The organism is Methylobrevis albus, assembly GCF_015904235.1.
Classification (GTDB): Bacteria; Pseudomonadota; Alphaproteobacteria; order Rhizobiales; family Pleomorphomonadaceae; genus Methylobrevis_A; species Methylobrevis_A albus.
The window spans coordinates 374,016-389,866 of record NZ_JADZLT010000040.1 but is presented as its reverse complement, the minus strand read 5'-3'; the positions used below and the strand labels follow the sequence as shown (position 1 = coordinate 389,866).

17 protein-coding genes are annotated in these 15,851 nt (G+C 68.5%); 9 read left to right on the top strand and 8 right to left on the bottom strand.

Features of this window, described 5'->3' with window-relative positions; translation table 11 throughout:
• Positions 1–102: 102 nt before the first annotated feature.
• A complete protein-coding gene (locus tag I5731_RS03875) occupies positions 103–456 on the bottom strand; it encodes a hypothetical protein (RefSeq protein WP_197310039.1) in 354 nt (117 codons plus the stop codon).
• 379 nt (positions 457–835) lie between these two features.
• Between I5731_RS03875 and I5731_RS03870 the strand changes: the two genes are divergently transcribed.
• A complete protein-coding gene (locus I5731_RS03870; RefSeq protein ID WP_197310038.1) occupies positions 836–1,537 on the top strand; it encodes an outer membrane protein in 702 nt (233 codons plus the stop codon).
• Positions 1,538–1,657: 120 nt separating this feature from the next.
• Here the strand turns inward: I5731_RS03870 and gpt are convergent, their stop codons facing one another.
• A complete protein-coding gene (gpt, locus tag I5731_RS03865) occupies positions 1,658–2,173 on the bottom strand; it encodes a xanthine phosphoribosyltransferase (protein ID WP_197310037.1) in 516 nt (171 codons plus the stop codon).
• Between the two features lie 14 nt (positions 2,174–2,187).
• Entirely contained in the window at positions 2,188–2,988 is an 801-nt protein-coding gene (locus I5731_RS03860; RefSeq protein ID WP_197310036.1) for a competence/damage-inducible protein A, read from the bottom strand.
• 130 nt (positions 2,989–3,118) lie between these two features.
• Between I5731_RS03860 and sfsA the strand changes: the two genes are divergently transcribed.
• The 7 genes from sfsA (at position 3,119) to I5731_RS03825 (ending at position 10,051) form a co-directional block, all read left to right on the top strand.
• Positions 3,119–3,820 carry a DNA/RNA nuclease SfsA gene (gene sfsA / locus I5731_RS03855; protein WP_197310035.1) on the top strand — a complete coding sequence of 234 codons (702 nt, stop codon included), beginning with the start codon at positions 3,119–3,121 and terminating at the stop codon, positions 3,818–3,820.
• Between the two features lie 153 nt (positions 3,821–3,973).
• Positions 3,974–4,807, top strand: a complete 834-nt coding sequence (gene map, locus I5731_RS03850) for a type I methionyl aminopeptidase (protein WP_197310034.1) — start codon at positions 3,974–3,976, stop codon at positions 4,805–4,807.
• Positions 4,808–4,995: 188 nt separating this feature from the next.
• Positions 4,996–5,712 carry a RadC family protein gene (gene radC, locus I5731_RS03845; protein WP_197310033.1) on the top strand — a complete coding sequence of 239 codons (717 nt, stop codon included), beginning with the start codon at positions 4,996–4,998 and terminating at the stop codon, positions 5,710–5,712.
• 209 nt (positions 5,713–5,921) lie between these two features.
• Entirely contained in the window at positions 5,922–7,352 is a 1,431-nt protein-coding gene (locus tag I5731_RS03840) for a circularly permuted type 2 ATP-grasp protein (RefSeq protein ID WP_197310032.1), read from the top strand.
• A gap of 64 nt (positions 7,353–7,416) precedes the next feature.
• Positions 7,417–8,358: an alpha-E domain-containing protein gene (locus tag I5731_RS03835; RefSeq protein ID WP_197310161.1), complete on the top strand. Its 942-nt coding sequence runs from the start codon at positions 7,417–7,419 to the stop codon at positions 8,356–8,358.
• Positions 8,359–8,364: 6 nt separating this feature from the next.
• On the top strand, positions 8,365–9,180 hold the full coding sequence (locus I5731_RS19675; protein WP_197310031.1) for a transglutaminase family protein: 816 nt from the start codon (positions 8,365–8,367) through the stop codon (positions 9,178–9,180).
• Positions 9,181–9,310: 130 nt separating this feature from the next.
• Entirely contained in the window at positions 9,311–10,051 is a 741-nt protein-coding gene (locus I5731_RS03825) for a proteasome-type protease (protein ID WP_197310030.1), read from the top strand.
• 55 nt (positions 10,052–10,106) lie between these two features.
• On the opposite strand, the gene I5731_RS03820 is transcribed toward I5731_RS03825, so the two are convergent.
• The 4 genes from I5731_RS03820 to I5731_RS03805 form a co-directional block, all read right to left on the bottom strand.
• The gene (locus tag I5731_RS03820; RefSeq protein ID WP_197310029.1) at positions 10,107–10,379 is read right to left on the bottom strand and encodes an usg protein; all 273 of its coding nucleotides are present in this window, start codon (positions 10,377–10,379) and stop codon (positions 10,107–10,109) included.
• 144 nt (positions 10,380–10,523) lie between these two features.
• On the bottom strand, positions 10,524–11,789 hold the full coding sequence (locus tag I5731_RS03815; RefSeq protein ID WP_197310028.1) for a vWA domain-containing protein: 1,266 nt from the start codon (positions 11,787–11,789) through the stop codon (positions 10,524–10,526).
• A gap of 4 nt (positions 11,790–11,793) precedes the next feature.
• Entirely contained in the window at positions 11,794–12,717 is a 924-nt protein-coding gene (locus I5731_RS03810) for an AAA family ATPase (RefSeq protein ID WP_197310027.1), read from the bottom strand.
• A 157-nt stretch (positions 12,718–12,874) separates the two neighbouring features.
• Positions 12,875–13,771: an AraC family transcriptional regulator gene (locus I5731_RS03805; protein ID WP_197310026.1), complete on the bottom strand. Its 897-nt coding sequence runs from the start codon at positions 13,769–13,771 to the stop codon at positions 12,875–12,877.
• A gap of 128 nt (positions 13,772–13,899) precedes the next feature.
• On the opposite strand from I5731_RS03805, the gene I5731_RS03800 reads away from it, so the two are divergent.
• Positions 13,900–14,655: an SDR family NAD(P)-dependent oxidoreductase gene (locus tag I5731_RS03800; protein WP_197310025.1), complete on the top strand. Its 756-nt coding sequence runs from the start codon at positions 13,900–13,902 to the stop codon at positions 14,653–14,655.
• 39 nt (positions 14,656–14,694) lie between these two features.
• On the opposite strand, the gene I5731_RS03795 is transcribed toward I5731_RS03800, so the two are convergent.
• Positions 14,695–15,768, bottom strand: a complete 1,074-nt coding sequence (locus tag I5731_RS03795) for a branched-chain amino acid ABC transporter substrate-binding protein (protein ID WP_197310024.1) — start codon at positions 15,766–15,768, stop codon at positions 14,695–14,697.
• Positions 15,769–15,851: the final 83 nt, after the last annotated feature.

The following is a 15,851-nucleotide window of genomic DNA, read 5'->3' as shown; positions in this document are numbered from 1 at the left end:
CCCGAACCGTCGCTCTATAAGATTTTTCTCGTTGCCGCCGCTGGAAAATGTCCATGCGAAAACCAAGATCAACAATGAAGCAACCGCGCCTATATCTTGAATTCAAATCTCCAACAGAAACTCTTTGCAATAGAACCTCAACGCAGACTCTTCTTCGTCGAAAACTCTAAAATTTGCGGTCTCGATTTGATGATGAGAAACCTCAACGATCGATATCACTGATTTAAGGAGCCCATCGGACATTGAAACATTCATATCGAAAACGCCATAGCAGGACAATATTGCTACTCGAGCTGATGAGCTCATATCTTCTCTAAGCGATACAACCAGATCATAGGGGCGATATCCGTTGCCATCGAAGTATCTGCTGACTCGCATTTCATTGATAAACCCAAAGTTGTGGAAGCCGGCAGCAGGCAAAAGCGAAGTATCGTTCTTAATGATCATCGCTTGCATTCCCCCTCTTGAGCTTCACCGCTGCCTTTCGCTGACCGGTGTCCGTTCACCGTGGCGATGCAGGCGCAGCGGATTGGTGGGCAATAAAGACGCGGCGCCCACAGGTCACGCCCTCGGCTGATTTATAATACGACTTGGGGCCACAAAAACATCCCGGTCCCTTTTTGACGGAAAGCGCCTTTTAACGTCGCCTTAACCATAATGAGATCACGTTTATTCGACTTGAGAACTGCCGCCGATTTGAACACCTTGGATTCGGCCTGCCACCGGCGATGTTCGGAGTGGCCGGTCGCGCCTCGGGGATTGAACGAAGCACCGGCACCGCACGATCCGGCCAATGGATAAATGACCGGCCATGAACATGGCCCACGGAGGGACAATGACGATGACGCTGCGCACCCTGCTTCTCTCGATGACGGCCACGGCGATGCTCGCCGGTACGGCCCACGCCGCGGACGTGATGTCCGATTCCCCCTTCGTCCCGGAAGCAGCGCCCTACAACGGCGTCTACGACTGGTCCGGCGTCTATCTCGGCGTGCAGGGCGGCTACGGCTTCGGCGACTCGCGCATCGACGACAACGGCATCACCGGCCTCGACGCCAGCCTCGACACCGACGGCTGGTTCGCAGGCGGCATCGTCGGCTACCAGTACCAGTGGAATTCCGTCGTCTTCGGTATCGAGGGCGAGTTCAACTGGTCCGACTTCAACGAAACGGCTGAAGTCCAGCCGGGCAACTTCGTCGGCAACGAAGTCGACTGGTTCGCCTCGGTCAACGGCAAGCTCGGCTATGCCCTCGACCGCATCCTGATCTACGGCACGGCCGGCGTCGCCTTCGCCGACATCAGCACGAACCAGCGCACCCCGGGTCTCGGTGCGTCGTTCTCGCAGAGCGAGAACTACACCGGCTGGACCGTCGGTGCCGGCATCGACTATGCCGCGACCGAGAACATCATCGTCGGCTTGCAGTACCGCTACTACGACTTCGGCAGCGCCGACTACTCCGCGGTCGCTCCGTTCACGCCGCGCGACCAGGACCTCGACGTCCACACGATCTCGGCCCACCTCACCTACAAGTTCTGACCCGGCGCCGCGTCCGCGGCCCGGTGATGCGACCAACGAAAAAGGGCCCGGAGATTTCCGGGCCCTTTTTTCGTCGGCGGACGCGATCGGACACCGTCCGGTGCCGACGCCGCGGCGTGCTCAGCCGACGGAGCGCTGGTTGATCGGCGGCTGGAAGCTGAGGCCCATGTCCCACGGGAAATAGATCCAGGTGTCCTGGCTCACCTCGGTGATGAAGGTGTCGACCAGCGGCCGGCCCTTGGGCTTGGCGTAGACGGTGGCGAAATGCGCCTTCGGCAGCATCTCGCGCACGATGCGCGCCGTGGCGCCGGTGTCGACGAGGTCGTCGATGATCAGCACGCCGGCCCCCGCGCCGCCGCCGAGCGCGACGATCTCCGGATCGACGCGCTTCAGCACCTGCATCGAGCCCTGTTCCTTGTACTCGTGGTAGGAGGCGACGCCGACCGTCTCGATCACCCGGATGCCGAGTTCGCGCGCGACGATCGCCGCCGGCACCAGCCCGCCGCGCGTGATGCAGACGATCGCCTGCCATTCGCCCTGGCCCGACAGCCGCCAGGCGAGCGCCCGCGCATCGCGGTGGAACTGGTCCCAGGAAACAGGAAAGGCTTTCGCCTGCGGGGCGGCGTCGTCACTCATCGGCGGATCGAATCCTAATAGGAGGCGGTGGAAGCGAGGTCGGCGGCGGCGATCTCGGCCAGCATCGCCCGGACGGCCGCAACGCCGCGCGCCAGCGCCTCCGCATCGCGCGAGCGCACCACCAGCTTGGTGGAGAAATGCGTGCCGGCAAACGTCGGATAGCTGCCGATCGCCGTGTCGGGATGCGCCTTCTGCACGGCGGCGAGCGCGGTGCCGATGGTGCCTTCGCCATAGGGGCAGTCGACGGTCTCCGACAGCACGACGGCACCGACCTCGAGCGTCGGCGCGATGCCCTCGAACATCGCTTCCATGATCTTCGGCACGCCGGCCATCACATAGACGTTGCCGATGCGAAAGCCCGGCGCCTTGGTCAGCGGATTGGCGATCAGCTCGGCGCCGTCCGGGATGCGCGCCATGCGCAGGCGGGCCGGGGTGAGGTCGGCCTCGGTCGCGTAGTGCGTCGCGAGAATCGCCCGCGCCCGCGGATCGACGTCGATGCCGACGCCGAACGCCGCCGCCACCGCATCGGCGGTGATGTCGTCGTGGGTCGGGCCGATGCCGCCGGTGGTGAAGACGTAGGTGTAGCGGGCGCGCAGCGCGTTCACCGCCTCGACGATCCGGTCCGTCTCGTCGGGAACGACGCGGATCTCGGAAAGGTCGATGCCCATCATCGTGAGCCGCGCGGCAATGGTGCCGGAGTTCGAATCGCGGGTGCGCCCGGACAGGATCTCGTCGCCGACGACCAGCACCGCGGCGGTGATGCGCCTTGCCTCACCGCCCGCCCCGGCATCCGTGCCGGCGACCGCATCGACCATGTCCGCTGCCCCTCGAAAACCGATCAAGCCATGTACCCCAAGCCGGGGCGCTTCTCAACCGCCGCGCCATGGCTTGACCCGGCCGGGCCAAGCTGGTTCCTCGGCCCCGATCCCGCGTTCAGGAGCCGCCGTGCGCTTTCCCCATCCGCTCATCGAGGCGACGCTGCTCCGCCGCTACAAACGCTTCCTCGCCGACGTCCGCCTCGCCGACGGCACCGAGATCACGGTCCACTGCGCCAACCCGGGCGCGATGCTCGGGCTGCGGCCCGCCGGCGCACGGGTCTGGCTGTCGCGCTCCGCCGACCCCAAGCGCAAGCTCGCCCATTCCTGGGAACTGCTCGAGGTCGACGGCGGCCTCGTCGGCATCAACACCGCGCACCCGAACGGTCTCGTCGCCGAGGCGATCGCCGCCGGCCGCATCCCGGAACTCGCGGGCTATGCGACGCTGCGGCGCGAGGTGAAGTACGGCGAGCGCAGCCGGGTCGACATGGTGCTCGCCGGCCCGGACCGGCCGCCGGCCTATGTCGAGGTGAAGAACGTGCACCTGATGCGGCAGCCCGGCCTTGCCGAATTTCCCGACAGCGTCACCGCCCGCGGCAGCCGCCATCTCGCCGAGTTGCAGGCAATCGTCGCCGTCGGCGCCCGTGCGGTGATGCTTTACCTCGTCCAGCGCACCGACTGCGACCGCTTCGCCCTCGCCGCCGACCTCGACCCCGCCTACGCCCGCGCCTTTGCGGCGGCGACGGCGGGCGGCGTCGAGGCGATCGCCTATGCCTGCCGGATCTCGGCCGACGAGATCGTCGTCGACCGGCCCTTGCCGGTCGTCCGCTGATCGCGGCGCATCGGCCACAAGCCCCGCCGAAAGCGCCGAATTCGCCGGTCCGCATGGCCGCACCGCACCGGTTCGGGTAGCGGCGCGGGGCCGAATTGCTATATTTGGAGCAATGAGGCGCCGGCCATCCGCCGGGCAACCACGAGAACGACGATGGTCACCTATGTCAGCGCCGAGACGGCGCCGCTCCGCAACACCGGCAGCATCCGGCTCTACGGGCCCGACGGCTTCGAGGGCATGCGCCGCGCCGGGCGCCTCGTCGCCGAATGCCTCGACGGGCTGGTCGACGTGGTGCGGCCGGGCCTGCCGACCCAGGAGATCGACGACTACGTCCGCGATTTCGCGAATGATCACAACGTGCTGCCCGCGACGCTGAACTACCGCGGCTACACCAAGCACACCTGCACCTCGATCAACCACGTCGTCTGCCACGGCATCCCGAACGAGAAGCCGCTGCGCGACGGCGACATCGTCAACGTCGACGTCACCTTCATCGTCGACGGCTGGCACGGCGATTCCAGCCGCATGTACGGCGTCGGCCAGATCAAGCGCGCCGCCGAGCGGCTGATCGACGTCACCTACCAGTCGCTGCTGCTCGGCATCGCCGCCGTGAAGCCCGGCAACACCACCGGCCACATCGGCGAGGCGATCCAGACCTATGTCGAGGGCGAGCGCTGCTCCGTGGTGCGCGACTTCTGCGGCCACGGCGTCGGCCAGATCTTCCACGACACGCCGAACATCCTGCACTACGGCCGCCGCGGCGAGGGCGTCGAGCTGCGCCCCGGCATGATCTTCACCATCGAGCCGATGGTGAACCTCGGCCGCCCGCACGTGAAGGTGCTCTCCGACGGCTGGACCGCGGTGACCCGCGACCGCTCGCTCTCCGCCCAGTTCGAGCACGCCGTCGGCGTCACCGACGACGGCTGCGAGATCTTCACGCTGTCGCCGAAAGGCCTCGACAAGCCGCCGCTCGACATTTCCGGCTGAACAATCGTCAACCGCTGCGCGAGGACGATTGATTTTACGGGCGGTTCGCGGACGATGCGCCGGGGGCACCGTCGCCGGCTGCCGTCCGAATCGCGGCGCCTGCGGGCACGACGTTCGGACGGACGGTGGCGCGCGAGCCCCGCGCGAAGGGGCCGGGGCGAACCGGTCCGGGCAACCGCGGGGCGGGCATGAGCGGCTTCGACGACAGCGGCAAGACCAACATCCCCACCAGCCTGCCGCACTACCACGGCCATCGCGACCGCCTGCGCGCGCGCTTCCGCGACGGCGGCGGCTCGGCGCTCGCCGACTACGAACTCCTCGAACTGCTGCTGTTCCGCTCCATCCCGCGCCAGGACACCAAGCCGCTCGCCAAGCTGCTGCTCGACACCTTCGGCTCGTTCGGCGGGGTGATCGGCGCGTCCGAGACGCGGCTGCGCGGGGTGCCCGGCGTCGGCGATGCGGTGGTCACCGACCTGAAGCTCGTCCACGTCGCCGCCCAGCGCATGATTCGCGGCGAGATGCGCGGCCGGCCGGTGCTCTCGTCGTGGAGCACCGTGATCGACTATTGCCGCGCCGCGATGGCCTTCGAGGAGAAGGAGCAATTCCGCATCCTGTTCCTCGACAAGAAGAACGCGCTGATCGCCGACGAGGTGCAGCAGGTCGGCACCGTCGACCACACGCCGGTCTATCCCCGCGAGATCGTGAAGCGGGCGCTGGAACTCTCGGCGACCGCGCTGATCCTCGTGCACAACCACCCGTCCGGCGATCCGACCCCGTCGCGGGCCGACATCCAGATGACGCGCCAGATCATCGACGTCGCCCAGCCGCTCGGCATCGCGGTGCACGATCACATCATCGTCGGCCGCGAGGGCCACGCGAGCCTCAAGGGCTTGCAACTCATCTGACGCGTTACGACCTCCGGGCCCGGCCCTCGCTTCTGGCGCCCAGAAATCGGGCAGCCGCCGAATGGGTGGCGCCTTCGAAGGCGGCACATGGCATGAAATTCCGCTGAAATCGGATTTTTCGCTGCCTAATGGCCGCACTTGCCTTAGCCGTGGCATTCCCGGTTAGTATGCGGGAGTGCAAAAAGGCACGGCGTAGCGGGAGGACTGGAATGGCGGGGCCGATTTTCGACGAGATGTCTGGCGTCGACGGGGCGTGCCGGCCAGCCTATGCCGCGATCAAGACCTGGCTCGAGGATTCCGACCCCGCCGACATGAAGCGGCGCCAGGAAGAGGCCGAGTTCCTGTTCCGCCGCATCGGCATCACCTTCGCCGTCTACGGCGACGCCGCCGCCGAGGAGCGCATCATCCCGTTCGACATCGTGCCCCGCGTGCTGACGAGCCGCGAATGGGCCGACCTCTCCGACGGCCTGACCCAGCGCGTGCGCGCGCTCAACATGTTCCTCGCCGACGTCTACGGCAAAGGCGAGATCGTCCGCGCCGGCATCGTTCCCGAGGAGCTGATCTTCCGCAATCCGGCGTTCCAGCCGGCGATGGTCGGCGTCAAGCTGCCGTACGACATGTACGTCCACATCGCCGGCATCGACATCATCCGCACCGACGACAAGGACTTCTACGTCCTCGAGGACAACGCGCGCACCCCCTCCGGCGTCTCCTACATGCTGGAGAACCGGGACGTCATGATGCGGCTGTTCCCCGATCTCTTCGCCGAGCACCAGATCCGTCCGGTCGAGAACTATCCCGACGAGTTGCTGGCGACGCTGCGCAGCCTCGCCCCGCGGTCCGCGCCGTCGGAGCCCACCGTGGCGCTGATGACGCCCGGGCCGCTCAACAGCGCCTATTACGAGCATTCCTTCCTCGCCGACCGCCTCGGCGTCGAACTCGTCGAGGGCCGCGACCTCTTCGTGCGCGACAACATCGTCTACATGCGCACCACCGAGGGGCCGAAGCGCGTCGATGTGATCTATCGCCGGATCGACGACGACTTCCTCGATCCCCTCGCCTTCCGGCCCGATTCCGTGCTCGGCGTGCCGGGCCTGATGGCCGCCTACCGCGCCGGCAACGTCACGCTGTCGAACGCCGTCGGCACCGGCGTGGCCGACGACAAGGCCGTCTACACCTACATGCCGGAAATCGTGCGCTTCTACCTCGGCGAGGAGCCGAAGCTGAAGAACGTGCCGACCTGGCGCTGCCGCGAGCCCGACGCGCTGAAATACGTGCTGGAGCACCTGCCCGAGCTGGTGGTCAAGGAAGTGCACGGCTCCGGCGGCTACGGCATGCTGGTCGGCCCCAAGGCCGACAAGGCGCAGATCGCCGCCTTTGCCGAGAAGCTCAAAGCCGATCCGGCCGGCTTCATCGCCCAGCCGACGCTGGCGCTCTCCACCTCGCCGACCTTCGTCGGCGAAGGCGTCGCGCCGCGCCACGTCGATCTGCGCCCCTTCGTACTCTCGGGCGCGAACAAGGTGCGCATCGTTCCCGGCGGGCTGACCCGCGTCGCGTTGAAGGAGGGCTCGCTGGTGGTGAACTCCAGCCAGGGCGGCGGCACCAAGGACACCTGGATCATCGAGGACCCGGGCGCATGAGGACGGTTCGCGACACCCCCCAGAAGCCCTCGTCCCCCGCGCGCCGTCCCGGAGTTGCCGCATGCTGCTGAGCCGCCACGCCGACAGCCTCTTCTGGCTCGCCCGCTACATGGAGCGCGCCGAGAACACCGCCCGTGTCCTCGAGACCGCCTCCCGCCTCGCCTCGGTGCCGAACGGCACCAGCGGCGCCCGCAACGAATGGGAGGCCGCCGTCGACGCCACCGGCGCGCTGGACCTGTTCAAGTCGCTCTACGACGAGGCGACGCCGCGCACGGTGGTCGATTTCCTCGCCTTCTCGCCGAACAATCCCTCGTCGATCCGCAGTTGCTTCGAAATGGGCCGCAACAACGCCCGCTCGGTGCGCACCGCGCTCACCATCGACATGTGGGAGACGATCAACTCGAGCTGGCTCGAGCTGCGCCGCTTCCAGACCGGCAAGATGACCCGCCAGGAGCTGAACGGCTTCATCAACTGGGTCAAGGAAGCCTCGCTGCGCTTCGACGGCTCGGCCTATCGCACGATGCTGCGCAACGACGCCTACTACTTCCTGCGCCTCGGCTCCTACATCGAGCGCGCCGACTTCACCGCCCGCATCCTCGACGCCCGCAGCAGCCTGTTCGACCCGACCCGGGAGACGATCAGCGGCAGCCTCGAGTACTACCAGCTCTCCTCGCTGCTGCGCTGCGTCTCGGCGCTGACGAGCTATCACTGGGTCTACCGCGAGAGCCTGCGCCCGCACCTCATCGCCGACCTGATGATCCTGCGCGAGCAGATGCCGCGCTCGCTGGCGCACTGCTACGAGAACATCACCCGCTTCCTCGACAGCCTCGCGCGTGACTACGGCCGCCAGGGCCCGGCGCAGCGCTCGGCACGGGCGACCTACGGCCGGCTGCAGAACGCCGACTACGCCGCCCTCACCGACGCCGGCCTCGACGAATTCCTCGCCGGCTTCCTCGCCGACAACGGCCGTCTCGGCGCCGCCATCGCCGACCAGTATCTGGGTTGAACCATCGTGTCGCTTCGTCTTGAAATCTCGCACGAGGTCCGCACCGGGTTCGGCCAGCCGGCCTCCTATGCGATCCGCAAGCTCCGCATGACGCCGAAGACGCACGGCGGCCAGTACGTCTGCGACTGGCGCATCGACGTCGACCACGACTGCCGGCTCGACCGCGCCGTCGATTCCTTCGGCAATGTCGTGCACACCTTCTCGGTCGACGGACCGCTGGACGAACTCGCCGTCACCGCCGCGGGCGTCGTCGAGGTCGACGACACCGCCGGCGTGGTCGAGCCCGGCCACGACCGCCTGCCGATCGGCCTCTACCTGCGCGAGACGCCGCTCACCGACATCGACCCCGCCGTCGAGGCGCTCGCCGGCGAGGTGCAGGCCCTGTCGGCCTCACCGCTCGACCGCTGCCACGGCCTGATGGGCCTGCTGACCGAGCGCGTCGCCCGTACCCGCGACGGCAAGGGCACGCTGCAGGCGGCCGCGGCCGTGCTCGGCAAGGCCGAGGGCAGTGCCATCGACATCGCCCACGTCTTCTGCGCCACGGCCCGCCGGCTGATGATGCCGGCCCGGCTGGTGGCGGGCTACATGTACGACGAGGACGACGCGGAGGCCGACGCCTGCCACAGCTGGACCGAGGTGTTCGTCGACGGTCTCGGCTGGGTCGGCTTCGACCCGCCGCACGACCGCTGCCCGACCGACGCCTATATCCGCGTCGCCGTCGGGCTCGACTGGCTCGACGCCTCGCCGCTGCGCGGGGCGAGCAGCGGGCCGGACGACGGCGTCACGTCGTCACAGGTCCGAGTTATCCGTGCGAATCGCTGATCTGGTGGAATTATCTCTCCGTCGCCGCGCTGCGCTGCGGTAGAACCAATCACGTTGCATACAAAGCGCGCCACGCGCGCCGGGCACCGGGACGACGCCTCGCCGTCTGCGGGCCCTGAAAGAGGGCGAGATGACCTATTGCGTCGGAATCCTGGTCCGTGAGGGACTGGTGATGATCGCCGACACCCGCACCAACGCCGGGCTCGACAACATCGCCACCTACCGCAAGCTGCACGTCTTCGAGAAGCCGGGCGACCGGGTGATTTCGCTCGCCACCGCCGGCAACCTCGCGGTGACCCAGGCGGTGATCTCGATCCTGCAGGAGGGCATCCGCTCGGAAGAGGACGGCAAGGTCGAGACGATCTGGACGCAGCCGTCGATGTTCCGCGCCGCGCAGTTCGTCGGCCGCGCCATCCGCGAGGTGTTCCGCATCGACGGGCCGGCGCTCGAGCAGTCGGCGGCGAGCTTCGATGTCACCATGCTGCTCGGGGGTCAGGTCGCGGGCGGGCGGCTGCGCCTGTTCATGGTCTACCGCGCCGGCAACTTCATCGAGGCGACCGAGGACACCCCCTACCTGCAGATCGGCGAGCACAAGTACGGCAAGCCGATCCTCGACCGTGCGATCAAATTCGACACGATCCTCGAGGACGCGCTGAAGATCGGTCTGATCTCGATGGATTCGACCATGCGCTCGAACCTCGGCGTCGGCATGCCGATCGACCTGATCACGGTCCGCCGCAACGCCGTCGCGCACGATCTCCTGCACCGGGTCGAACCCGGCGAGCCCTATTTCCACGACCTGCGCGAGCGCTGGTCCGCCGCCCTCCGCCAGGCCCACCAGAACATCCCCCGCCCGCCCTACGTGGGGTGAACAGGCCGGGAGCCCGGATCGACCGGCCGCCGTTTCAGGCGGTCGGGAGCGTTTCTCAGTTCAGCAGGTACGACGCATCGACCTTCTTCCAGATGCCCGGGCTGATCAGCTTCTTGTGCGCGACCTCCACCGAATGCAGCGGGCCTTCAAGCCGTTCGCGCCAGAAGGCGAGGAAGCGGTTGAGTTCGGGGAACTCCGGGGCGAGGTCGTATTGCTGCCAGAGGTAGCTCTGCAGGATGGCGGGGTGATCGGGGAGGCGATAGAGGATGTTCGCGGTCGTCAGCCCGTAGCCGGCGAGTTGAAGCCTGAAGTCGCTCGAGACCACCATGCCCTGCTCCTTTGCCGTCGTAAGACCCCTCGATCATGCCGCACTGCAACCGGCACGGTGAGGGGCTTCATGGCAATGATGAGCCGGAAATTTTAACGAACTACGAATAATTCTCTTTTCGAAACAGAGGCTTAGCAGCAGACTCTAGCGAGTGCTGCCAGCCTCCCGCGAAGCCTGACGCAACAGCGCCTTCGGGTCGGGGCCTGGATCGCCGCGCCCGTCGAGCGCTGCGACGAGGTCGCCGACCGCGGCGAGCGAGTGGATCGGCCGGAACGCGTCGACATGCGGCAGCATCGCCCGGATGCCGGCCGCCTTCGCCTCGAAACCGTCGAAGCGCAGCAGCGGGTTGAGCCAGATCAGCCGCCGGCACGAGCGGTGCAGCCGGTCCATCTCGTGGCCGAGATCGTCCAGCCCCTCGCGCTCCAGCCCGTCGGTGATCAGCAGCACCACGGCCCCCTGCCCCAGCACCCGGCGCGACCACAGCCGGTTGAAGCTGCCGATGTTCGCCGCGATCCGCGTGCCGCCCGACCAGTCGAGCACCGCCGCCGAGCAGGCGTCGAGCGCCTCGTCGGGGTCGCGCATGCGGAGCTGCCGCGTGACGTTGCTGAGCCGCGTGCCGAACACGAAGGTGGAGACCCGCCGCCGCTTCTCGGTCAGCGCGTGCAGGAAATGCAGGAACAGCCGCGAGTATTGGCTCATCGAGCCGGAGATGTCGATCAGCGCCACCAGCGGCGGCGCCACCTCCACCCGCTGGCGGAAGGCGAGCGGGATGATCGCGCCGCCGGTGCGCAGCGAGCCGCGCATGGTGCGGCGGAGATCGACCAGTTCACCGCGCCGCGCCGCCGCCGCGCGCCGGGTGCGCACGAGGTCGTGCGGCATGGCGAGGCGGCGGATCTCCTCGCGCGCCCGGGCGAGTTCCTCCGCCGTCATCTGCGCAAAATCCTTGCGCTGCAGGATCTCGCGCGCGGACATCGTGAAGCGCGCGTCGACCTCGACCTCCGGCCGCTCGACGAGCTTCACGGCGTCGCGGTCGTCGAACAGCGCCCGGGCGACCCTGGCGGCCCCCGCCTTCGGCTTGGCGGCGGGCGCGCGCGGCGGTGCCTGCGGCGACAGCATCGCCAGCATCTTCTCGACGAGCCCTCGGCTGCGCCAGAAGGTCTCGAACGCCTCGTGGAAGACGGCGCGGTGCTCGCGCTTCTTCACGAACACGGCGTGCAGCGTCCAGTAGAAGTCGTCACGGCTGCCGATGCCCGCCGCACTCACGGCACCCACCGCATCGATCACCGCCGCCGGGCCGACCGGCAGCCCGGCTTTGCGCAGCACGCGCGCGAAATGCACGATGTTGTCGGCGAAGCGGCCGCCGGGTTTGGGCACCGGCACGGCACCGCTCGGATCGGCGGGGGCGTTCACCGCCTCAGCCCGCCACCGCGTCGCGCCGGATCTCGGCGACGATCTTGCCCGCCTCAGAGCCGCGGATCCGGGCGATGTCGTCCTGATACTTCAGCAGCACGCCGAGCGTGTCCGACACCGTGTCCGGATCGAGGGCGAGCTGGTCGAGCTCGGCGAGCGCCGTCGCCCAGTCCAGCGTCTCGGCGACGCCGGGCGCCTTGAAGAGGTCGATCGTCCGCAGCTTCTGCACGAAGGCCACCACCTCGGCGCTGAGCTGCGCCGACGCCCCCGGCACCTTGCCGCGCACGATGGCGAGCTCGCGCTCGGCGTCTGGATAGTCGACCCAGTGGTAGAGGCAGCGCCGCTTCAGCGCGTCGTGGATCTCGCGCGTCCGGTTCGTCGTGACGACGACGATCGGCGGCTCGGCCGCCTTGATGGTGCCGAGCTCCGGGATCGTCACCTGGAAATCCGACAGCACCTCGAGCAGGAACGCCTCGAAGGCTTCGTCGGCGCGGTCGAGCTCGTCGATCAGCAGCACCGGCGCGCGGCCCTCGGCGGTGAGCTCCAGCGCCTGCAGGATCGGCCGGCGCACCAGGAAGCGGTCGGAGAACACGTCCTCGGCGATGCGCGCCCGGTCGGCGCTGCCCGACGCCTCGGCGATGCGGATCTCGATCATCTGCGCGGCGTAGTTCCACTCGTAGACCGCACTCGCGACGTCGAGCCCCTCGTAGCACTGCAGCCGGATCAGCGGCCGGCCGAGCCGCTCGGCGAGCACCTTGGCGATCTCGGTCTTGCCGACGCCGGCCTCGCCCTCGAGAAACAGCGGCCGGCCGAGCTTCAGGGCGAGGAACAGCACGGTGGCGAGCGCCCGGTCGGCGACATAGCCACCGGCGGTGAGCAGATCCACCGTTGCATCGATCGAGGCGGGCAGCGCGGGCGCGTCGGCCATCGGGCGTCTCCGTTGGTTCGGGATCATGTTGCCGCGGGCAACGGCCCGCGGGTGGCGCGCCGTGCAGCACCGACAGCGAGATATAGCAGCGCGGCGGGCAAATCCCACCCGGTCGAAGGTGCGAGACCGGCGGAGCACCCCGCTCCCGGCTTTGCATCTAACCGGCAGCGACGTTCATCTGGGCCCGGGCCTCGCGAACATCGCGCGCCGGAGGTTGCCCGAACAGCCGGCCATACTCCCGCGTGAACTGGGGCACGCTTTCGTAGCCGACGCCGTAGGCGACATCACTGATCGCCTCGCCCTGGGCGAGCATCCGGCGCCGCGCCTCGATAAGGCGGAGCTGCTTTTGAAACTGCAGCGGCGTCAGCGACGTGATGCTGCGGAAGTGGACGTGGAAGGCGGAAAGGCTCATGCCCGCGGCTTTCGCCAGGGCGTCGATCCGCACCGGCTCGGCATAATGGGCGCGCAGGAGCGCGACCGCGCGTGCGATCCGCTGGGCATGGCTGTCGGCAACGCCGAGCGCCCGGATGGCGCCGCCGTGCCGGCCGATGAGCAGCCAGTAGTGCAGCTCGCGGCTGAGCTGCGGGCCGAGGACCGCCAGCGTCGCCGGCCGATCGAACAGCCGCAGCAGGCGCAGCGCCGTGTCCGCCATCTCCGCTTCGGTCGGATCGACCCGCACCGGCTGGGCGGCCTCGAACGGCGCCGGGCCGATCTGACCGACCAGGTCGCCGATGACCGCCGGATCTAGTTCCAGCACCAGCGAATAATAAGGCAAGACCCGGCTGGCGCGCGTGATCTGACTGACGGTCGGAACATCGGTCGTGATGAGGAGGGATTCGCCGGCCCCGAAATCGAAGGTGCGGCTCCCCATCGTCACCCGCTTGCCGCCCTGCAGAACCAGGGCGACCAACGGTTTGGAGATCGCATACTGCAACATGGTCGGCGCCGTTTCGCGCAGGATCACCAGGCCCGCGACCGGCGTGGCGGCGACGCCATCCCGGTCGGCGTGGGCATCGGCGTAGCGACGAGCGTGGTCGAGCAGCTGATCGGTCATGCCACCTTGATAGGGCGAACGGGGCCCGTTGACAACAAGGCTGGAGAATCGAGCAAGAGTTCGGGACGATCGCGCAACTGCCGAAGGGCGGGTGGCCGCATAAGGATGCCGCAACCAAGGAGGCATCCATGACCACCATCTCTCTCGTCACCGGCGGCAGCCGCGGTCTCGGCCGCAACACCGCCATCAGCATCGCCCGCCACGGCGGCGACGTGATCCTCACCTATCGCAGCGGCAAGGCCGATGCGGACGCGGTCGTCGCCGAGATCGAGGCCATGGGCCGCAAGGCGGCGGCGCTGCAACTCGACACCGGCGCCGTGTCGACCCTGCCGGCGTTCATCGAGGCGCTGCGCGGCGCGCTCAGCACCATCTGGGGCCGCAGCACGCTCGACCACCTCGTCAACAATGCCGGCCACGGCGAGATGGCCGACTTTGCCGCCACCACCGAAGAGCAGTTCGACCGGCTGTTCGACGTCCATGTGAAGGGCGTGTTCTTCCTGACGCAGGCGCTGCTGCCGGTGCTGGCCGATGGCGCGCGCATCGTCAACTTCTCGTCGGGCCTGACCCGCGTGTCGTTCCCCGGCTTCTCGGCCTATTCGGCCGCCAAGGGCGCGGTGGAGATCCTGACGGTCTACATGGCCAAGGAACTCGGTGGCCGCGGCATCACCGCCAACAGCGTCGCCCCCGGCGCGATCGAGACCGACTTCCTCGGTGGCGCGGTGCGCGACATCCCGGATTACAACCAGGCCTTCGCCGGCATGACGGCGCTCGGCCGCGTCGGCCTGCCCGACGATATCGGCCCGATGGTCGCGAGCCTGCTCGGTCCCGACAACCGCTGGGTCACCGGCCAGCGGATCGAGGTCTCGGGCGGACAGACGATCTGAGGTGACGGCGGGCGCCGCGACCACGCGGCACCGCCCAACCTAGCGCAGCGCCGCGATTCGCCCGCCGCGCCACTGGTAGAGCGCGTAGCCCGGCAGGTCCGAATCGCCCGCGGCGTCGAAGGAAATCTCGCCGAGCACGGTGTCGAACGAACCGGCAGCAATTTCGGCGGCAACATCCGGTCCCGCCAGCGACCCGGCCTCCCCGGCCGCGGCGGCCCAGACCTCGACGGCGGCCTGCGCCCGGCGGGCGTAACCGGCAAAGCCCGCCGCGTCGCCGGCGCCGATGAGATCGGCGGGAGCGGCGAACACGGTGCCCTCGGCCGCGTCGCCGGCAAGGCCGAGATAGTCGTCCACCATCAGCGCGTCGCCGCCGACGACGGTCGGCCGTTCGCCGACGGCGGCGAGGTCGGTGACGATCTGCGCGGCGTCGGCCTGGTAGCCGCCGATGAACAGCACGTCGATGCCCTCGCCGGCGAGCTTCGCCGCCAGCGTCTCGAAGCTGCGCTCGCCGGCCTGGAAGGTCTCGATCAGCACCGGCTTGCCGCCGCGCGAGCGGAAGGCGGGCAGCGCGCCGTCGACGAGGCCCTTGCCGTAAGTCGACCCGTCGCCGACGAAGGCGACCGCGGCATTGCGGTAGGAGCGCCCGAGGAAGGCACCGAGGAAGCGACCCGCCGCATCGATGCGCGGCGCGATGCGGAACACCATCGGCGCGGGCCGGGTGTCCGTGACCTTCGACCCGGCCGCCGACGGGGTGATCAGCACGATACCGTTCTCGGCGTAGACGTTCGCTGCCGCGACCGAGGCGAGCGAGCAGAAATGCCCCACGACAAGGCGCACGCCGCGGCCGACCAGCCGGTTCGCCGTCGCGGTGGCGCGCTCGGCGTCGCAGGCGTCCTCCGCCTCCTCGACCACGATCGGCTCGCCCTCGACCTCGCCGATGGCGGCGGCCCCGGCGGCGACCCCGGCGCGGATCGCATCGCCGAACGGCGCGAAGGCGCCCGACGACGGCGCGACCACGGCGATCCGCACCTCGGCGGCGGCCGGGGCGGCGACGGCCAGCGCGGCGAGCATGGCGGCGAGAAGAAGCGTCTTTGGCGGCGGAAAACGGCGCATGGGCTTTCGTAGCACGATCACCGGGGCGGGCAAGCCCCGCGGCGGCGGATGCCCGCGCGGCACGGCCAAGCACCACGTTCTGG